16 protein-coding genes and 2 pseudogenes are annotated in these 17449 nt (G+C 60.5%); 11 read left to right on the plus strand and 7 right to left on the minus strand.

The window, feature by feature from the left end; translation table 11 throughout:
* Positions 1-35 precede the first annotated feature (35 nt).
* Positions 36-908, plus strand: coding sequence for a LysR family transcriptional regulator (locus ABLE86_RS15770; protein ID WP_348779899.1), 873 nt, complete (start codon positions 36-38; stop codon positions 906-908).
* A gap of 600 nt (positions 909-1508) precedes the next feature.
* Here ABLE86_RS15770 and ABLE86_RS15775 read toward each other — a convergent pair.
* Positions 1509-1961, minus strand: coding sequence for a GNAT family N-acetyltransferase (locus ABLE86_RS15775; RefSeq protein ID WP_348779900.1), 453 nt, complete (start codon positions 1959-1961; stop codon positions 1509-1511).
* 187 nt (positions 1962-2148) lie between these two features.
* On the opposite strand from ABLE86_RS15775, the pseudogene ABLE86_RS15780 reads away from it, so the two are divergent.
* Positions 2149-2567 (plus strand): annotated as a pseudogene (locus ABLE86_RS15780) (IS5 family transposase); the annotation flags it as partial.
* Between the two features lie 157 nt (positions 2568-2724).
* Here the strand turns inward: ABLE86_RS15780 and ABLE86_RS15785 are convergent.
* The 5 genes from ABLE86_RS15785 to ABLE86_RS15805 are packed head-to-tail and all read right to left on the minus strand — an operon-like array spanning position 2725 to position 7553.
* Positions 2725-3099 carry an enoyl-CoA hydratase/isomerase family protein gene (locus ABLE86_RS15785; protein ID WP_348779901.1) on the minus strand — a complete coding sequence of 125 codons (375 nt, stop codon included), beginning with the start codon at positions 3097-3099 and terminating at the stop codon, positions 2725-2727.
* Between the two features lie 10 nt (positions 3100-3109).
* Positions 3110-4735, minus strand: coding sequence for a GMC family oxidoreductase N-terminal domain-containing protein (locus ABLE86_RS15790; RefSeq protein ID WP_348779931.1), 1626 nt, complete (start codon positions 4733-4735; stop codon positions 3110-3112).
* A gap of 35 nt (positions 4736-4770) precedes the next feature.
* The gene (locus ABLE86_RS15795; RefSeq protein ID WP_348779902.1) at positions 4771-5637 is read right to left on the minus strand and encodes a fumarylacetoacetate hydrolase family protein; all 867 of its coding nucleotides are present in this window, start codon (positions 5635-5637) and stop codon (positions 4771-4773) included.
* 23 nt (positions 5638-5660) lie between these two features.
* The gene (locus ABLE86_RS15800; RefSeq protein ID WP_348779903.1) at positions 5661-6530 is read right to left on the minus strand and encodes an MBL fold metallo-hydrolase; all 870 of its coding nucleotides are present in this window, start codon (positions 6528-6530) and stop codon (positions 5661-5663) included.
* A gap of 39 nt (positions 6531-6569) precedes the next feature.
* Positions 6570-7553 carry a LacI family DNA-binding transcriptional regulator gene (locus tag ABLE86_RS15805; protein WP_348779904.1) on the minus strand — a complete coding sequence of 328 codons (984 nt, stop codon included), beginning with the start codon at positions 7551-7553 and terminating at the stop codon, positions 6570-6572.
* Positions 7554-7869: 316 nt separating this feature from the next.
* Here ABLE86_RS15805 and ABLE86_RS15810 point away from each other — a divergent pair, with 316 nt between their 5' ends.
* From ABLE86_RS15810 to ABLE86_RS15845, 8 genes and pseudogenes are all read left to right on the plus strand, one after another.
* Complete coding sequence (locus tag ABLE86_RS15810; RefSeq protein ID WP_348779905.1) at positions 7870-8400, plus strand: PPC domain-containing DNA-binding protein; 531 nt, start codon at positions 7870-7872, stop codon at positions 8398-8400.
* A 51-nt stretch (positions 8401-8451) separates the two neighbouring features.
* Positions 8452-9501 carry a TRAP transporter substrate-binding protein gene (locus ABLE86_RS15815; RefSeq protein ID WP_348779906.1) on the plus strand — a complete coding sequence of 350 codons (1050 nt, stop codon included), beginning with the start codon at positions 8452-8454 and terminating at the stop codon, positions 9499-9501.
* Positions 9502-9552: 51 nt separating this feature from the next.
* The gene (locus ABLE86_RS15820) at positions 9553-10059 is read left to right on the plus strand and encodes a TRAP transporter small permease (RefSeq protein ID WP_348779907.1); all 507 of its coding nucleotides are present in this window, start codon (positions 9553-9555) and stop codon (positions 10057-10059) included.
* A complete protein-coding gene (locus ABLE86_RS15825; RefSeq protein WP_348779908.1) occupies positions 10056-11348 on the plus strand; it encodes a TRAP transporter large permease in 1293 nt (430 codons plus the stop codon). The genes ABLE86_RS15820 and ABLE86_RS15825 overlap by 4 nt, the downstream gene beginning before the upstream one ends.
* Positions 11349-11359: 11 nt before the next feature.
* On the plus strand, positions 11360-12583 hold the full coding sequence (locus ABLE86_RS15830) for an alpha-hydroxy acid oxidase (protein ID WP_348779909.1): 1224 nt from the start codon (positions 11360-11362) through the stop codon (positions 12581-12583).
* A 5-nt stretch (positions 12584-12588) separates the two neighbouring features.
* Positions 12589-13185, plus strand: coding sequence for a glutathione S-transferase family protein (locus ABLE86_RS15835; RefSeq protein WP_348779910.1), 597 nt, complete (start codon positions 12589-12591; stop codon positions 13183-13185).
* A 328-nt stretch (positions 13186-13513) separates the two neighbouring features.
* The gene (locus ABLE86_RS15840; protein WP_348779911.1) at positions 13514-13828 is read left to right on the plus strand and encodes a hypothetical protein; all 315 of its coding nucleotides are present in this window, start codon (positions 13514-13516) and stop codon (positions 13826-13828) included.
* Positions 13829-13944: 116 nt separating this feature from the next.
* Positions 13945-14496: pseudogene (locus ABLE86_RS15845) on the plus strand (autotransporter outer membrane beta-barrel domain-containing protein); the annotation flags it as partial.
* A 281-nt stretch (positions 14497-14777) separates the two neighbouring features.
* Here the strand turns inward: ABLE86_RS15845 and ABLE86_RS15850 are convergent.
* Entirely contained in the window at positions 14778-15980 is a 1203-nt protein-coding gene (locus tag ABLE86_RS15850; RefSeq protein WP_348779912.1) for a glycosyltransferase family 87 protein, read from the minus strand.
* Positions 15981-17234: 1254 nt separating this feature from the next.
* Between ABLE86_RS15850 and ABLE86_RS15855 the strand changes: the two genes are divergently transcribed.
* A partial coding sequence (locus ABLE86_RS15855; RefSeq protein ID WP_348779913.1) for a phage integrase N-terminal SAM-like domain-containing protein occupies positions 17235-17449 on the plus strand: 215 nt, incomplete at its 3' end.

The raw sequence follows: 17449 nt of genomic DNA on the forward strand, positions 1-17449 counted from the left end.
CGACGATGTCCATGGATGGGGAGGAGGCCGCAAACATGAACCTGTCGCACGTGCACACTTTTTTGGTGGTGGTCGAAACTGGCAACCTCAACAAGGCCGCCACCAAGCTCAACGTCACCCAATCTACGGTAACCGCGCGGATAAACGCGCTCGAGGACGTGATCGGCCAGAAGCTGCTTCGGCGCATAAAGTCCGGCGCGGAGCTTACCGCCGCCGGTTCCAAGTTCCTCCGGCACGCGCAGATCATGGTACAGGTCTGGAAGCAGGCGCGGCACGACACCTCCCTTCCAAAAGGCTTTGACGATGTCTGCAATTTCGGCTGCGTGGATTCGCTTTGGCCATCGGCCGGCGAATGGTGGGTCAACAGCCTGAGGGCGGCCTGCCCGACCATCGCGCTCAATGTTCAATGTGGCAATGAGAGCGAGAACCGGCTCTGGCTTTCAAACGCGATCGTGGACATCGCAATCGCATACGAGCCTCCGATCACCAGTGGGTTCACAATCGACCCCCTTTTTGAGGACGTATTCCTCGAAGTGTCGACGGTACAGCGCGACCTGATGCGCTGGGACCCGATGTATGTCTACGTCGATCACGGCGAGGATTTCCGGCGCTGGCATGCTGGCGCGTTCCCGGTGGACGAGACGGCCATCGTGACCTTCACGAACAGTTCCCACGCCTTGAACCACATCCTGTCCTGGGGCGGCTCCGCCTACCTCCCGGCCAGAATTGTCGCGCAGCATATCCAGGACGGGCGCCTCTTCGAGGTCAAGGACGCGCCAAGGTTCTCACGCACCTGCTATTTGGCAAGAAACACGGGCCGTACCTCAAAATGGCCGTGGTGGGACACGATCTGCAACAACGCTAAGAGCGCTTCCTATTCTGCCGACATATCCCAAATCCGAGGTTAGCAGAGGTTGAAAACATCCCCTGAACATCCGGCGAGAAAAACTGTTTCCTAATCACGCATGCAGCTTTAGCTCTCGCGGGCTGTAGCGATAGCGGCTTGCAGCCCCTGCCTGTCCTGGTAGATCGCGCGCGATGATGGAGACGGGAGTACCGCCGAAGCCCAAAGCGTCGGTCTGATCCATGTTGCGGGCCTGAAGGCGACGAAGAGGTCGGATGATCGAGTCTGGCATCGGGGAAGACTGCGTCCACCTCCTCTTTGCGCAGACGGTCTGGCGTCGCCATCAGGGCACCGAGCGCCTTAAGCGATCGCCAAGGCGGGCTGACGCCTGCTTTCATTATCGGCTCGAAATTCTATCGCAGGCCAGCCGCTAGCAAGGTCCGAAGGGTCAGCTTCGGGAGTAGAGCCAAGAATCAGAGCGACCCGGATGTCCGATTTTGGGATGCAGCTAGGCTCTGCTCAACGGCCGACATTGGGCGCGTTGCCGCCCGGCAGCTTGGGGCGCGAAAGCCGCCATTGCCTGTTCCTTGTGCAAGGGAGGCTAAGCAGGGCAAAGCGGCGATAGTGGTGGCCGGACAGGGAATGACGCTGCCCGGCCGCTTCTTTAGCCGTTCAATCGCAGATGCGCATTCTCGAACGGAAGGCCTTCATCGTCCGTCGATCTGCGCGACACCTCGCGGAAACCAAGCGCCGTGTAGAACCGGAGAGCTTGCTCGTTCTGGGTGTAAACCTCCAGTGAAAGCACACCCTTCCGGTCCATCGCATGGGCGATCAGCTTTCGCCCGATTCCCTGGCCTTGTTCATCGGGGGCAACAAAAATTCCCCCGATGAACGTGTCCAGCAAGCTGATGAAGCCAACAGGCTCACCCATGCGGCAGGCCACCCAGGTCTCGGCATTGGGCAGGTATTTCTCCTCAATCAACCGTCGCTGATCGATGAGCCGCCGCTCGCCGATGAAAGGATGAGCCACAAGGGACGCGTCGAGCCAGATGCCCGAGAGTTTTTCGAGGTCCGTCGCCTTGTCAAAAAGCCGGATCACCACATTCTGGTTCTTCATGAGAACTCCGCAGAATAAGTCATGCAAAGAGGATCAGCACCTTCATGGTGCCGAGCGACACCGCTACACGCGGTTCAATCGAAGCCTCTGCGCATAAATCTCCTTCTGCCAGCGTGTGGCATCTATGCCCTTCGTATGATGGCTTCAATGGCGGCTTTGGTGCGCAAAGCTACCCAGCAGCTTAGGCTCGCGCGGTGGCCTGACCACCAAGATCCATGCTCTTGTCGATGCCGAAGGCCGCCCGATCCGCCTCAAGCTGACTGAGGGCCAGGCCCACGATGGGCGAGCGGCCGCCGATACGTTCCAAACGCTCGAGACAGGGCACATCCTACTCGCCGACCGCGCCTCTGACAGCGACGCGCTGCGCATTGCGATGGCCGACGGGGCGCATGGGCCAACATCCGCGCCATGCCCAACAGCGTCAAAGCCTTCCCATTCAGCCAATGGGTCTACCGCCAGCGCAATGCTGTCGAGCATTTCTTCAACAAACTCAAACATTTCAGGGCCGTGGTAACGCGCTACGACAAACGCGACGACAACTTCCTCGCTTCCGTCCAACTCGCCTCAATCCGCATTTGGCTGCGAAATTATGAGTCGGTCGCCTAGGCTCACTGAATCATCTGGATCAACCCTGGCCCCAGCGAGGGCGAGATACTTTCCCACGCCGGGCGGCAGTCCGGAGAGGAAATAGCTGGAACCGACATCGGGTATATAGCCAATGTGCGTTTCCGGCATGGCGACCACCGCCTTCTCGGTGACGAGCCTATAGGCGGCGTGAAGCGCGAGACCACAACCGCCGCCCAGAGCAGGTCCCAGCGACCAGCGCGACAAGCGGCTTGGGGCAGTTGGCGATCGCATGATTGAGCGCAAATTCCTCTTCGAAGAATTGCATGGCCTCGTCGATGCGCCCCTCCAGCACCTGATCACGCACCGCCCGAATATCGCCGCCGGCGCAGAACGTCCCGGGAACTTCGCTTCGGATGACGATGCGCTGCGTGGATGTGTCGGCAACAGCGTCATCCAAGGAACGGCGCAGGCTCCGGACCATGTCGAGGGTCAGAGCATTTCGTGCCTTAGGACGCTGGAGGGTGAGGACGACTGCCTGAGCCTTTTCGGTGATGCCCACGTAGTCGTCCATTGGAGTTCTCCTAACTTTCGCGCCCTGCATCTTCGAGGATCATTGCAGCGGCCTTGCCGGCAATCATCATGGTCGGCGCATTGGTATTGCCCGAGGTGATTGTCGGCATAACCGAGGCGTCGGCCACGCGCAGCCCCGGTACACCGATAACGCGCAGGCGTTCGTCGACAACCGCCATGGGGTCGGAGGCCAGGCCCATCTTTGCCGTACCCACGGGGTGAAAGATGGTCGTGCCGATCTGCCCAGCCGCTAGGGCCAGTTCTTCGTCCTGGTCGCCGACGCTCGGGCCCGGCAGAAACTCGACAGGCTTATACTGCTGGAAGCTCGGCGATTGTGCGATGCGACGGGCGAGGCGCAGCGAACGGGCCGCAACCACGCGGTCCTCGTCGGTCGAGAGATAGTTCGGCTGGATATGCGGCTTGGCATCGAGTGCTGACGAGGTGATCTTCACCTCGCCACGGCTCGTCGGACGCAGATTGCAGACGCTCGTCGTAATGGCGGGGAAGCGATGCAGCGGTTCGCCGAACTTGTCGAGCGACAGGGGCTGCACGTGGAATTCCAAGTTCGCTCGGTCAACATCCGGTCCGGAGCGCGTGAAAATACCCAGCTGCGAGGGCGCCATGGTCAGCGGGCCACGGCGCCAGAGGGCGTAGTCGACACCCATCCACGCCCGCCGGAAGAGATTCCAATAGGTTTCGTTGAGGGTGCGCACGCCCGAAACCTTGTAGATCATGCGCAGCTGCAGGTGGTCTTGCAGGTTCTTGCCAACGCCGGGGCGGTCTGCAGCAACCGGAATGCCGAGCGCCTGCAGTTCCGTTGCGGGGCCGATGCCCGAGCGGAGCAGTATTTCTACGGAGCCGATCGCGCCGCCAGCGAGAATTATCTCGCGCCGGGCGCGGGCCGAATGACGGGCATTGTTCTGCGTCCAAGTGATTTCACGCGCCCGGCCACCCTCGAGAATAACCCTGTCGACATGGCAATGGGTCTGGAGATTGATGTTGCCGCGCTTCAGCGCTGGCTTGAGAAATGCGCGCGCCGCCGAGAAGCGGGTGCCCGCTTTTTGCGTCACGTCGAAATAGGCGCTGCCTTCATTATCGCCCGTGTTAAAATCCTCGATCGCCGCAATTCCGGCCTCTTCGGCGGCCCGACGGTAGTCATCAAGCACCTTCCAGCGCACGCGGGGCGGTTCGACACGCAGGGGCCCGCCCGATCCGTGGCATTCGGAAGCGCCGCCGTGGAAATCCTCCTGCTTCTTGAAGATAGGGAAGACATCGTCCCAACCCCAACCGACAAGGCCCAGGTCGCGCCAGCTGTCATAGTCGGCGGCCTGTCCACGCATATAGATCATGGCGTTGATGGCCGAAGACCCGCCGATGACCTTGCCGCGCGGGTAGCTGAGGCTACGTCCGCCAAGGCCCGCTTCAGGCTGGGTCTGAAAGCGCCAGTCGGCTCGTGGATTGCCGATGGCGAAAAGGTAGCCAACGGGAATCTTGAACCATACCCAATTATCATCCCCGCCGGCTTCAAGCACCAGCACGCGATGACGCCCGTTCTTGGAAAGCTCGTCGGCAAGGACCGACCCAGCGGAGCCTGCGCCGGCAATGATGTAGTCGTATTCTTCAGTCACTGATTGGATTTCCGATTTGTGCTGCGTGGGGTCAGCCGACCAGGTCAGGCCGCGACCACTTTGTTTTCTATGTGTCCAAGCCCGTCGATTTCGAGGCGGACCACATCGTGCGGTTTGAGGAATTGGGGCGGATCGAGAGCCACGCCGACACCAGCCGGCGTGCCGGTGGCGAGAATGTCGCCGGGTTTGAGTGTCATCACCTGGCTCAGATGCGCGATCTGGTCGTAGATGTCGAAGATCAGGTTCCCGGTATTGCCCTGCTGGCGCAGCTCGCCGTTCACATAGGTGCGCAGGGTCAGCTTGTGCGGATCATCAATCTCTTCGTCGAGCGTCAGCCAGGGCCCAGTCGGTCCGTGCGTATCGAAGGACTTTCCGAGCGTTACCGTGGGCGAGCGGAACTGCCAGTCGCGGGCCGAGACGTCGTTGACCACCATATAGCCGCCGATGACGCTGCGGGCTTCGTCGCGCGGAACGTTGCGGCAGGTTCGGCCGATGACCACTGCGAGTTCAACCTCATAGTCCACCTGGTCGGACACGGCGGGCTTTTCGATGTCGTCATAGGGGCCGCCAATGCAGGAGACCTGCTTGTTGAACCATTTCTGGTGCTTGGGAATCTCCAGCCCGAGTTTTTCGCCCTCCTTGCCATGGTCGGCGTAATTCAAACCGATCCCCAGGAACTTTTCCGGATCAGGAACAGGTGCGTGGAGGCGCACCGAGGCGAGCGGCAGTGGTGTGGCGTCATCAATGGTCACCGCACGAAAACGCTGGAGCGCGTCATCGCCGGCGGCGAGAAATGCCTTGATGCTTGTCGGGAATCCCGGCGAGGCCTCGCCAAGATCGATGATCTGGTCGCCAAAGATCTTGCCGGTGCGGATCGGGCCGCCATTCACCGAAAAGGCTGCGATTGGCATGGTTGGTCCCCCAAAAATCTTTTTCAGTACTGCCAGTACTCAGGAAGCCCCTCGTAGCCGTCGCGGCCACGCACGATGTGATGGAAGCCCGGAAAGGCCATGTGCATGCCTGCGATGAGCAGGCGATCCGTCGCCACCCAATCGAGCGTCTTGCGCCGCGTCTCGATGGCCTGTTCTGGATCGACGTCGAAGATCACCGTCACTTCGGGATTGGGAAGCTGCAGTTCCGGCGCGTGGCAGATGTCGCCCCAGATAAGAAGCGACTCACCCTGAGAGGACACCATGTAGCCAGTGTGGCCGGGCGTGTGCCCCGGCAGCGGCACGGCCGTCACGCTGGGAAAGACTTCCCCGCGCGCGTCCCGAATCCGATTGCGATAGGGCGCCACCTGCTGGCGTGGCCGGTCGAAATATTTGAGCTGATAGGCAGCATCGAACGGAGCGCGCGCCGCGTCATCGTGGCGGAAGCGCATGTCGTGCTCGCTCACCACCAGTTCCGCAGTCTCGAAGATAGTCTTGCCTTCGGAGTCGACGAGACCATTGGAATGGTCGGGATGAAGATGGGTCAGCAGCACCGTGTCGATGTCGTCGGCCTCAATGTCTGCGGCCTCGAGAGTCTGCATGAGCGTTCCCAGCGTCGGCCCCATCGTGTCTCCGGCGCCGGTGTCCACCAGGGCTGTGCGCCCGGCGGACTGGATCAGGAAGGTATTGATTGCGACGCGTGGCGGCACCCGTTGAAAGCGTCCGAGAAAGCGCTCCGCGGCCTCTTGCTCAGAGATGCCGCGATAGGCTGCCATGGGCGTGTCGTAAAAGCCGTCTGACATGGCGGTTACCGTGATATCGCCGATGCGCCGGCGATAGAGGCCGGGTACCTGCGTCGAGAGAACTGCGTTCATAGGTCTAGGGTCCTAGGACAGGATCAATCTGAAAGGGGCTCACGCGCTTTCGCGGCGGATGATCGAATAGCCGCAGTCGATAACCGGCGGTCCCTCGTAGCCGCCCCGCAGCCTCTCCATGATGATGCGGGCGCATTCCCGACCGATCTGGGCACGCGGCACGTCGACAGTCGTCAATGACGGGACGACAGTTGCCGCCAGTTCCACATTACCGAAGCCCGCGATGGCCAGATCTTTGGGAATGCGGAGACCGGAGCGGAGTGCGCCCATCATGGCGCCCACGGCAAGGGAGTCTGAGGAGCAGAAAACGGCATCGATCTTGGGCGTGATTTTGACAAGCTGCTGCACTGCAGCACTTGCGTGCTCGAGGCCAAACGGCACCCGGATTTCCATCTCCGGCGTGACTTCGAGGCCAAGTTCTTCCATGGCTTGGCGATAGCCGGCGCCACGGTCCACCGAGCGATCGTTATTGGGGTAGTTGAGGTTGAGAAAGGCGATGCGCCGATAGCCCCATTCGTGGAGCGAGCGCGTCATGTCGTAGGCGGCCTGCCTGTTGGAGAGACCGACGGCGAGATCGAACGGATCCTTCGGCAGGTTCCAGAGTTCGACCACCGGCACGGCGCTGTTTTCGAGCAACTTGCGGCTCGCTTCAGTGTGCTCGGCACCGGTGAGAATGATTGCCGCCGGGCGCCAGCCCATGAAACCGGAGAGCAGCTTTTCCTCGGTGTCGATATCGAAGCTCGTTTCGCCGAGCAGCAGGCTATACCCCTGGGCGGAGAACTGGCGCGAGAGCTCTTCGATCGTTCCCGAGAACACCGAGTTCATCATGGTGGGGAAGAGTGCCACGACGATTGGGCTATGCTGGGATACGAGACTGCGGGCCGCGTAGTTGGGCACGAAACCTGTCTCGCGAATGGCATCCTGAACCTTTTCGAGCGTGGCAGGCGATACGGCGCTCGGTGTGTGCAGGGCGCGCGACACGGTCATGATCGTGACACCGGCAAGGGCAGCCACGTCCGCCATTTTGGCAACCTTGCCCTGTGACTTGCTCCGTTTCAAAGCCGTTCCCCCTTTTCCGTTTCCTACCCGCTAGGCTCAATGGGCTAAGCCTAATGACATTCCTGCAATATGGTCCGGCCGCCACCTGCAGCTCTTCATGCATGCAGAGTGCAGATCGATGCGATGTTATCGCTCACATCTTGACGAGTGGTCCGCTGCAGCGCTAACAACCTACACCATCAGCCGTTCTGACGCGGCTGATGTTAGCGCTAACGAGTCAAGATCGTCAATGGAAATGTTAGCGCTAACGCTGGTGCTTGCTTAGGTCGAAGGAGTAAACATGGTCGATGTAATCGCCAAGGCGCAGATGGGTGAAGTGATCTGGGCGCAGCTCGATCGGGACGCTGACCTCTACGACGAGATCATGGAGATCTGCCGCCGCGAAGACATTCGCTCAGGCGTTGTTCTCAACATTGTCGGTGGCCTCAGGAAGGCTCGCCTCAGTCTGCCGATTGATTCCACCAGCGCAGATGCGCAGCCGGGCATTCTCGAGCTCGAAGGTATGATGGAAGCTCAGGGCATCGGTACGATCGGCCTGACCATCGATACCTACGATTCCTCGACCCAGAGCGGGATCGTCTACAATGCTGGCGAACCCAACCTGCATATCCACATGACCGTCACTCATGCTGGTAAAAGCTACATGGGGCATCTCTTGCAGGGCTGCATCGTGCGCTCGCTTCATCCGCGTTCGCACTTCACCATCGTGCTGGCAAAGACGCCGGGGGCGCTGCTGAACTTTCGCGTGTCGGAAGAAACCACCGAAAAATACCCCAACGGCATCCCGATCCACGACCTGGTCGAGGAATGACCGGGCGCAACATCAAGTTTTTCAACTGACATCTAGGGGAGGACCCAAATCGTGTCGATCAAGAAGCATCTTTCTGCATGTGCACTCTCAGCGACCACGCTGTTTTCAGCCCTGGCACTGGCCAGTCCGGCCAACGCGCAGGTTGTCCTGAACGTCAACAACTGGGCAGGCCCGACCTATCCGTTGGCCACTGAAGCGGCGGCCCTTTGCGAAGACATCAAGACGGTCACCGAAGGCCGCGTCGTCTGCAACATCCTGCCCAAGCCGGTGGCGACGCCCGCCCAGACCTTCGACGCCGTTGCCGACGGCATCGTGGACATTGGCTACACCGTGCACGGCTATACCGAAGGTCGCTTCGTCTTGACTAAGGCCGTCGAGTTCCCGCTGTTAGGTGACTCTGCGGAAAACATGTCGGTCGCCTATCAGCGCGTCTATGAAGGCTTGCTGGCCGACGCCAAGGAACATGAAGGCGTCAAGGTTCTTGCCGTCCACGTTCACGGCCCGGGCCAGATCTATAATATCCGTAAGGAAATCAAGACCATCGCCGACCTCAACGGTCTCAAGATGCGTGTTGGCGGCGGCGTTTTCAATGAGGTGGTTGCCAAGATCGGTGTCGTGCCGATCCTCAAGGCTGCAACCGAAGTCTACGAACTCCTTCAGACCGGCGTTGCAGACGGCGTGTTCTTTGCCAAGGACGGCGTCGTTCCCTACAACCTCACCGAAGTTGCAAAGTACGCAACCTTCGTTCCGGGCGGCATGTACAACCTCTCGTTCGGCTGGTTCGCCAATCCGGACAAGTGGAACTCCATCCCCGAAGCCGATCGCGCTCTGATCGAACCGCTCCTGGGTGAAGCCCTAGCGCGTCGTCTCGGCGCCAAGTTCGACGAAGCCGACGAAGAAGCTCCGAAGGCGCTCGCAGAAGCGGGTATTCCTGTTTACGTCGCTGAGGAGGCCTTCCTCGCCGAGCTCGCCGAGTTGACCGCGCCCCTCCGCGAAGCCTGGTTTGAAGAGGCCAAGACCCTTGGCGTCGATGGCGAGGCGGTGCTCGAAGCTCTGCGTACAACTGTCGCAGAATTGGAAGCCGAAGCCTCGGCTAACTAACCAGCCCGAACTTGGGGCGCAGCTCGCTGCGCCCCAAACATGGAGGAAACGATGCTGGCGAGACTCTCGGCAAGCCTGAATCCCCTGATTTCGGGGTTCTTCAGGTATGTGACGGCGATCCTGCTATTTGGCCTAATGGCACTAACCTGTGTCGATGTTATCGGGCGCTACTTCTTCAACAGTCCCGTTTTTGGTGGGCTGGAACTGACGGAAATCCTGCTTGCTGGCCTGATTTTCTCGGCGCTTCCGCTCGTTTCCATTCGCAGCGAGCATGTCGTTATCGATCTTTTTGCCGCTCCCGCCGGAAAACTGAAGGTGGTCCAGACATTCTTTGCCAATATGGCAGGTGCCATCGCCTGCGGCGTGCTGGCCCAACAGATGTGGCTCCGTGGTCACAAGCTCTCGCGCGCCGGCGAGACCACCATCCAAATCAAAATCCCGCTGGACCTCGTCGCCTATTCGATCAGCCTGCTGCTCGTCGTCACGACGCTGGCATTCGTGATCCGCGCCTTTGTGCAGCGCGATGAAGCCGACCAGTCCTCAGGGGCCCTATCTTGATCCAGACTCTTTTCGGCTTCGCCGCCTTCCTCGCGCTGGCCTTCATGCGCGTGCCGCTTGCCCTTGCAATGGGCATCACCGGCTTTGTTGGCTTTGCCTATATGGTCAAGCTCAACGCTTCCTTCGCCATGGTGGGACAGGTGACCTATGAAACCGGGCTCGCCTATTCCCTCTCGGTTATTCCTCTGTTCATTCTCATGGGCAATCTCATCGTGCGCGCCAAGCTCGCCGAAGAATTGTTCAAGGCCGCCTATGCGTTTGTGGGGCACTGGCGGGGTGGTCTTGCCATGTCCACCATCGTTGCGAGCGGCGGTTTTGGTGCCATCTGCGGCTCAGCCATCGCGACGACCGCCACCTTCTCCCAGATAGCCGAACCGTCCATGCGCAAGTTTGGCTATAAGCCCCGCCTGATCGCCGGCACCATCGCTTCGGGCGGCACGCTGGGCATCCTGATCCCGCCGTCGCTGATCTATGTCATCTACGGCATTATGACCGAAGAGAGCATTGGCAAGATGTTCATCGCCGGCATTGTGCCGGGCATCCTCGCCATACTCTTCCTCTGCGGTGCGGTCCTCTACATCGTCCTGCGTGATCCGGCGGCTGGCCCGAAGGGCGAACGCCAAGGCTGGAAGACCCGCCTGACATCCCTTCGTCGCGTCTGGCCCGTCGTCCTGCTCTTCGGGTTCATCCTCGGCGGCATTTTCGGCGGCGTTTTTACCGCCACGGAAGGCGCTGGCATTGGCGCCGGTGGCGCGCTCATCTTCGCCATCGTGCTTGGTGGCCTCAAGTTGAACGATCTGATTGACGTTCTGGTCCAGAGCGCGGTGATGGCTGCCGGTCTTTTCCTGATCCTTCTTGGCGCCAACATCTTCACGAATTTCGTGAATATGACCTCGATGCCGAGCGATCTCGTCAACATGATCCAGGCCGCGAACATGACCCCGGTCATGGTGGTGCTCGCCATCTGCGCCATCTACATCATCCTGGGCATGGCCATGGAAGAACTGTCCATGATCGCGCTCACCGTGCCTCTCTTCTATCCCATCGTCACCGGGCTTGGTTATTCGGGCATCTGGTTCGGCATCATCGTCACGATCGTCTGCATGATCGGTCTCACGACGCCGCCTGTGGGGATGAACATCTTCGTCGTGAAATCCACGATGAAGGATCTGCAGCTGCGCGAGGCTTTCCGCGGCACCTGGCCGTTCAACTTCGCGCTGATGTTGCTGCTGCTGCTGCTCATCTTTGTTCCCAACATCGCCACCGCCCTGGTGGATGCCAGCCGCTAAAGTGAGAGAACATGTCTACATCTTCTGACAATGCTGCTCCGCCGGCCAGCCTGCCATGGCACCGTCGCGGGGTAGGTCGTGCCCGCAATATCAAGAGCCTGCGTGCCCTTGCCGAGCGCCGGCTGCCGCGGGCCATCTTCGATTTCGTTGATGGCGGTGCGGAAGACGAGGTGACGCTGCGGGAGAATTCGAGCTCCTATGGCAAGTATCGCCTGCTGCCGCGCGTGCTCGTCGATGTCTCCTCCACCGACCTCAAGACCAACATCCTCGGCCGCGAAAGCGCACTCCCCTTTGCTATCGGACCCACGGGTGGCGCCGGTTTTGTTTGGCCGCGGGGCGATCTCGCTCTTGCCAAGACTGCGGAAGCCGCCAACATCCCCTATGCGCTCTCGACAACCTCCGCCGTCTCCATCGAACACATGCGTGAGCGGGTCAGCAGCCGGCTGTGGTTTCAGTCCTACATTTTCCGGCAGCGGGACTTTACCGACAAGCTGATCGACCGCGCCTATGCGGCCGATTATGAGGCACTGGTCATCACCGTTGACCTGCCCGTCGGTGGCAATCGCGAGCGCGATTATCGCAATGATTTCGCGGTGCCGTTCAAGTTCACCCCGCGCAATGTCCTCGATTTCGCGCTCCATCCAGAATGGGTCTATACCACCCTGCGCCACGGTCTCCCGAGCTTCGGGAACCTCACGAATTTCTCACCGTCAAAGGATGTGAATGCCGCTGCTTCCTCGGTTGGTCGCAACTACGACTCTTCCTTCAATTGGGATGACCTAGCGCGCATCCGCGATCGTTGGTCGCGCAAGCTCATCGTCAAGGGCGTGGTCCATCCCTTAGACGCCGAGCGGCTTGTGGGCATGGGTGTCGATGCCATGGTTGTATCCAACCATGGCGGCCGCCAGCTCGATTCCGGTCCGGCGACGATTGATGCCCTCCCTCAGATCGTTGCAACAGTGAACAAGCGGGCAGAAGTCTTTGTGGATGGCGGTGTGCGTCGCGGTAGCGATGTCTTCAAGGCTCTGGCGCTCGGCGCCGATGCCGTCCTTTTGGGCCGGGCGTCGCTCTTTGGCCTGGCCGGCGCTGGTCCTGCAGGTGTTGAACGCGCCGTCTCGATCCTTCGGGAAGAGCTGGTACGGACAATGAAGCTCTGTGGCGTCACCAATATCGCCGAGATCGATCGCCAATTTCTTGTGTCCACCAGCCCTTTCTGCCTGAATGCAAACGAGTAGACCCAATGAAGCTGTATATCTCGCTCAATTCACCCTATGTGCGCATGGTGCGTGTACTCTTAGAGGAAACCGGTCGCGCGTTCGAGGTCGAGCAGGTAGAGGTCAATCCGCGCGATCCATCGAGCGGCTATTGGGCGCTCAATCCGACCTCGCGCGTCCCGGCGCTGGAACTGCCCAACGGCACTATTATCCCGGAGTCGAGCCTCATCTGCGCCTATCTCGACAAGCAGCTCGCAGATGGCCGCTTCTTCGCTCCCCTCCACGCCGATCCCCAGCACCTTGGCATGTTCGGCACTGCTGTTGCAATGCTCGACCGGGGCGTAGCGGCACGCACTGAAAAGATGCGTGAGGGTGGTCCGGATCACGAGACCTTCATCAACACCCAACTTGCTGCCGTCATCCGCGCGGCTGATGCCTTCGAAAAGTTTGCCGCCCCCAAGACGGGCGAGATCGATATGCTCGACATCGCCATCGCCTGCGCCACCGCATGGGTCGATTTCAGGCATCCGGAGGTTAAAATACTAGAGGGTCGAGGGAGACTGAGTGAATGGGTACAATCCACTAGCGCCCGGCCTTCAATGTTGGTTACTCGCCCGCATTAGCGCGTTCAGGCTGGAAGCACAGAGGGAGCGTAACTTGGTCATCTATAGGCGGATGGCGGCAGTCGCGAACGATCCCATTTTCTCGTGTTGCCACCACGACCCTGCTACGTGCGAAGCAAAGAAAACGCATTCCTAGACCGTTCTGGAGCAAGTGGCACAGTAAGCTATACGCTGGCGGTCAAGGAACGCCGCGTCACCGACAAGACCATCTCGGTGCCGCCGGGCGCAAAAGCCCACCAATGTCGATCTGGAGCAGGACGCGACCGGCCCCTTCGAAGATGCCGCCATAACCTTTGTCGAGCCTGCCTATGCGGGCACGGCCAGCATCGTGCGCGGCGAATTCGCCTCCCCCGCTCCCACACCGCTTGGCTGGCATCTAAAGTTCACCCCCAACCCGGCCAATTCGGGCACGGTGAAGGTGGGCTTCACGCTGAGGAGCGCGCTCGGCGCGTCCAACACCGGCGTCGTCGCCTACACGATCGGCTACGACGCCGCCAAGGTGGCCGAGGACGGCGACAACCTTGTGCATGGGTTTGTCAGTTCCCGCCAGAACCTGATCGCTTCGACGATCAAGGTGCCGGGCCTCATGGAACGGCGCCGGATGGAGAGCGCGGCCGATCCGATCACTGCCCGTCTGACGTAGGCCTGACCGCCAGATTCTCCGCCAGCCTGGCGCAGATGGAGGCGGCAAGAAACCGTGCCGACGGTATCTCCGGCGCCGATGTCTCGCCCCTCAATGCCTGGATCGACGGCACTTTCATGCTGCACAATCGCGGGGATAACGACGGTCGTTGTGGCAGCTTCGGCCTGATCAACATCGGCGCGGATTATCTGCTTTCGGAAACAGCGCTGATCGGCCTGTTGTTCCACTACGACCGGATGACCGATCCGACGAAGGAGGACGCGGAACTGACCGGCAACGGCTGGCTGGCGGGTCCCTATGCCTCGCTGGAAATCGGCAAGGGTGTGTTCTGGGACACGAGCCTGCTCTACGGCGGTTCAGTGAACGGGATCGACACGATCTCCTGGGACGGCTCGTTCAACACCAGCCGCTGGATGATCGACACCGCCATCAGGGGCGCATGGAACCTCGACGCGGTGACGGTCCTGACGCCGACGCTGAGGGTCGTCTACTTCACCGAGGAAGGGGAAGACTACACGGTCCGCAACGGCAATGGCGACGAACTCACCGTTGAGGGCTTCGGCGAGGAGCAGTTCCGCATCAGCCTCGGCGCGGAAATCGCGCGATCCTTCATGCTGGAGAACGGTTCGACGCTGACGCCGAAACTGGGGCTCACCGGTGGTTATGCCGGCCTGGACGGATCGGGTGCGTACGGCTCGTTCACCGCCAGCCTGACGCTTCAAACCCCGGAATTGTGGATGTTCGAGGCGAGCCTGCTTTCCAACATCGATGGCGACGGATTGATAAAAAAAGGAGCCGCCGTGAGAGACCACCGCGGCGACCTGTGGGGCTGGTGGATCGAAGTGGCGTTATGGTCCGCTTCCGGCCCACCTCGTTGTCCGGATTGCAGACTTCTATGTCCGCACTGGCACTTCTGGGCTGCCGCAACTGACCGGCAGCCCCACCCGGCTCAACCGCAGGCAACTGCAGTGGTCTTCACGTGGACCTTGCCCCGCAACCACCATAGCAGAGGCAAGCTGATGAGGGTCATTGCGAGTGGCCTGAACCATAGGTTCAGGAAATCATGGAGATGCCGCTCTACGCCGGACAACCCGCAAAGGAAAATCGCGACTGACAGGACGATGCGCCGCGCGCCACCCTGATCTTCTCGCCACAGGTAGGCAATCGCAATTGCGGCCGGCACGGCCAGCATGATGTAGGTGTTGGATTCGACACGCGGATTGAACACGGTCATGTAGACGGCCGCCGCCAGGAAGATCGCCAGCGTGGTGAGCTTCCCGTCCGCCTGGCGATCAAACCAGATGACGGTCGCCAATGTCAGTGCAGCGGCCACGATGCGCACCACCGTGGCGCCAGATTCGGCGAGCGGCGCGCCAATGGCCAGGAATGGGGCCGTAAAGTCGGCCGCGAGGAAGGGCCCCGACTTGTCCACCCCCATGGACGTCAGCAGACGGATGAAGTCGTGATGCTGCGCGTTGACGTAATCGAAGGGCGCAAATGCGTAGGGGACAGCAAACACGAACAGCAACGACAGAACCAACATCGGTATCTGCCGGGGACGCAATGCGCCACACAGCAGGATCATGACAATTGCCGTCGGCTTGGCAACCATCGCCACCGACGCCCACAAGAACGTCTCAGCACGCCGCCCTTCGAGTACGGCAAAGGTGAGGAACCAGCAGGCACCGGCCATGAGGACCGTGGCTTGACCCGTGCGCATTGCGCCGAGTGACATCGGGAGGGCCAGGAAAAGGCCAAAGGACAGCATCCAAACCATGTTCGAGCCGCCAATCTTGCGTACCTCTTTGGTGGCAGCGGCGGTCAGCACAGCGAAACCGACAAGCCGCCACAGGAAGTCGCCGAATAGCGGCGCAAGCTTGAGAAATGGTGCAAAGAGCACCGCAAAGGCCGGCGCGTAGAGAAACCCCATCGATAGCTCAAGATTGTAGAGCGGCTGGTGGGAGAAGAAATTCTCCACGCTTTGTCGGTAGGCCGGTATCACTGCGCGAGACTGAGACATTGCTGCCTGAATCGCCGCGCCGAGAAACGCCAAACCCCAGAGACCGAGACCGAGACGGTCGAATGCCTGCCTTAAAGCCAGTTTCCTAGCGTGTATGTTGATCAGCCTATGGCGCTCTCCAAGCAACGACAAACTCGTCCCTTCCCCCAATTTCCCCACCACAAAAGCCGCGCGCAACTACAAGCAGGCATCAGAAAATAGCAAGTGAAATCAACGCAGATGCGCTTTCGGAGCAACCCCAGGCAATGGTACGCCGCGCCGAAAGCGAAGCAGACCGAGGATAGACCTCCAGCTCGAACCGCAAAAAAGAGGCCCGCCGCTTCGGGTGAGACGAGGCCCGTATGATCAGGATGAACTGCGTTGCTTTGGCCACCCAGTTGCTTAGCAGCACTCCTGAAGCGAGGACCGCAAACCTGCCGGTTTTCACTCTCGACGCGCCTTTAGGAGACGCGCTCTTGGTATTCTGCAATCATGTCCCTCGTGGGTATTTTGATGCCGCGCGCGCCTGGCGCGTAGTGTTTCGCCCACGCACCTTTTTCCCAATGAGTGTTATCGACGAGCTCTCCAGGGGTTTGGTCCTTCAGGTTATCCTAGGCGAGTTCCAGCATCTCTGCTTCCCCCCACTCCCTGACGTCCGCGCCGCCTTGGCACCGCGTGCATCGACGAGAAGGTCGAGCGCATACGCCTCGACCTCCTCCGGCGTCATGGTCAGCTCCCAATAGGCGTTCGGGCTTTCAGTGGGGACGCGGGGTGCAGACGGTTTCAGGGTCACGCGGCTGCCAAACCTTGGGCAGCATGAGGCAGCGAGCTACCAAGGCTTTCATCGGCGCCTCTTCTGACCGAAGTTGTGTGTATGTCCGGCAACGTACGGACGCAGCCAATTCTCCCATCTTTGCGGCCCGTAGAGCGGCGTGGAGGGCGATCCATAAACGAATTTCCCTTCCTGCCGTACGAAGCGTCTATGCGCCTCAAAGAGCCCACGGGTGCACAAGCTCGAACTGCGCCCGACGGTCGATGATGGGAATGTGTGTCGGCGTCGCCGTTCCAATCGTCATGGTTGCCGAGCATTCAACAGCCAGGTTACGCCGGCATCGATCATGAACCGTCCGGCCCAGAAGCCGGGAGGCTCGTCCATGGCGGCCTACCTACTTGGGAACCACGGGAAGAAGAAGGAGAGCTTTGCGACTATGAACCCGCCGATCGATGCCGCGGCGATGATCGCCCCCTGGGCCCCTTAGCCTGCGCGCATTTCCCACAAGCCGGCGGTCTGCCTGCGGATCTCTGCGCCTTCCCGTAGCGCATGGACAGCCGATTGCTCATCATGAGGGCTGCTCATGCGAAGGATGCTGGGGAATTGCCTCGTCGAGGGTCGTGCGCATCCCCTTGGTGACAGCGTCGCGTAACACGACGCAGCGCAACTACCTGCGCGATGTCGGACGGTTCGCAAGCTTTCTGGGCCGGCCGCCGGATACGGCGATGCCGGATGATCTGCGCCGGTTCCAGGTCGGGCAGCAGGACGACGGTGTTCCCGTGCCAACCTGGAACAGCATCGTTTCGGCCCTGCGCTTCTTCTTCACCCACACGGTCGACCGCCCCGATCT

It is taken from the genome of Mesorhizobium sp. KR2-14 (assembly GCF_040049255.1).
Classification (GTDB): Bacteria; Pseudomonadota; Alphaproteobacteria; order Rhizobiales; family Rhizobiaceae; genus Pseudaminobacter.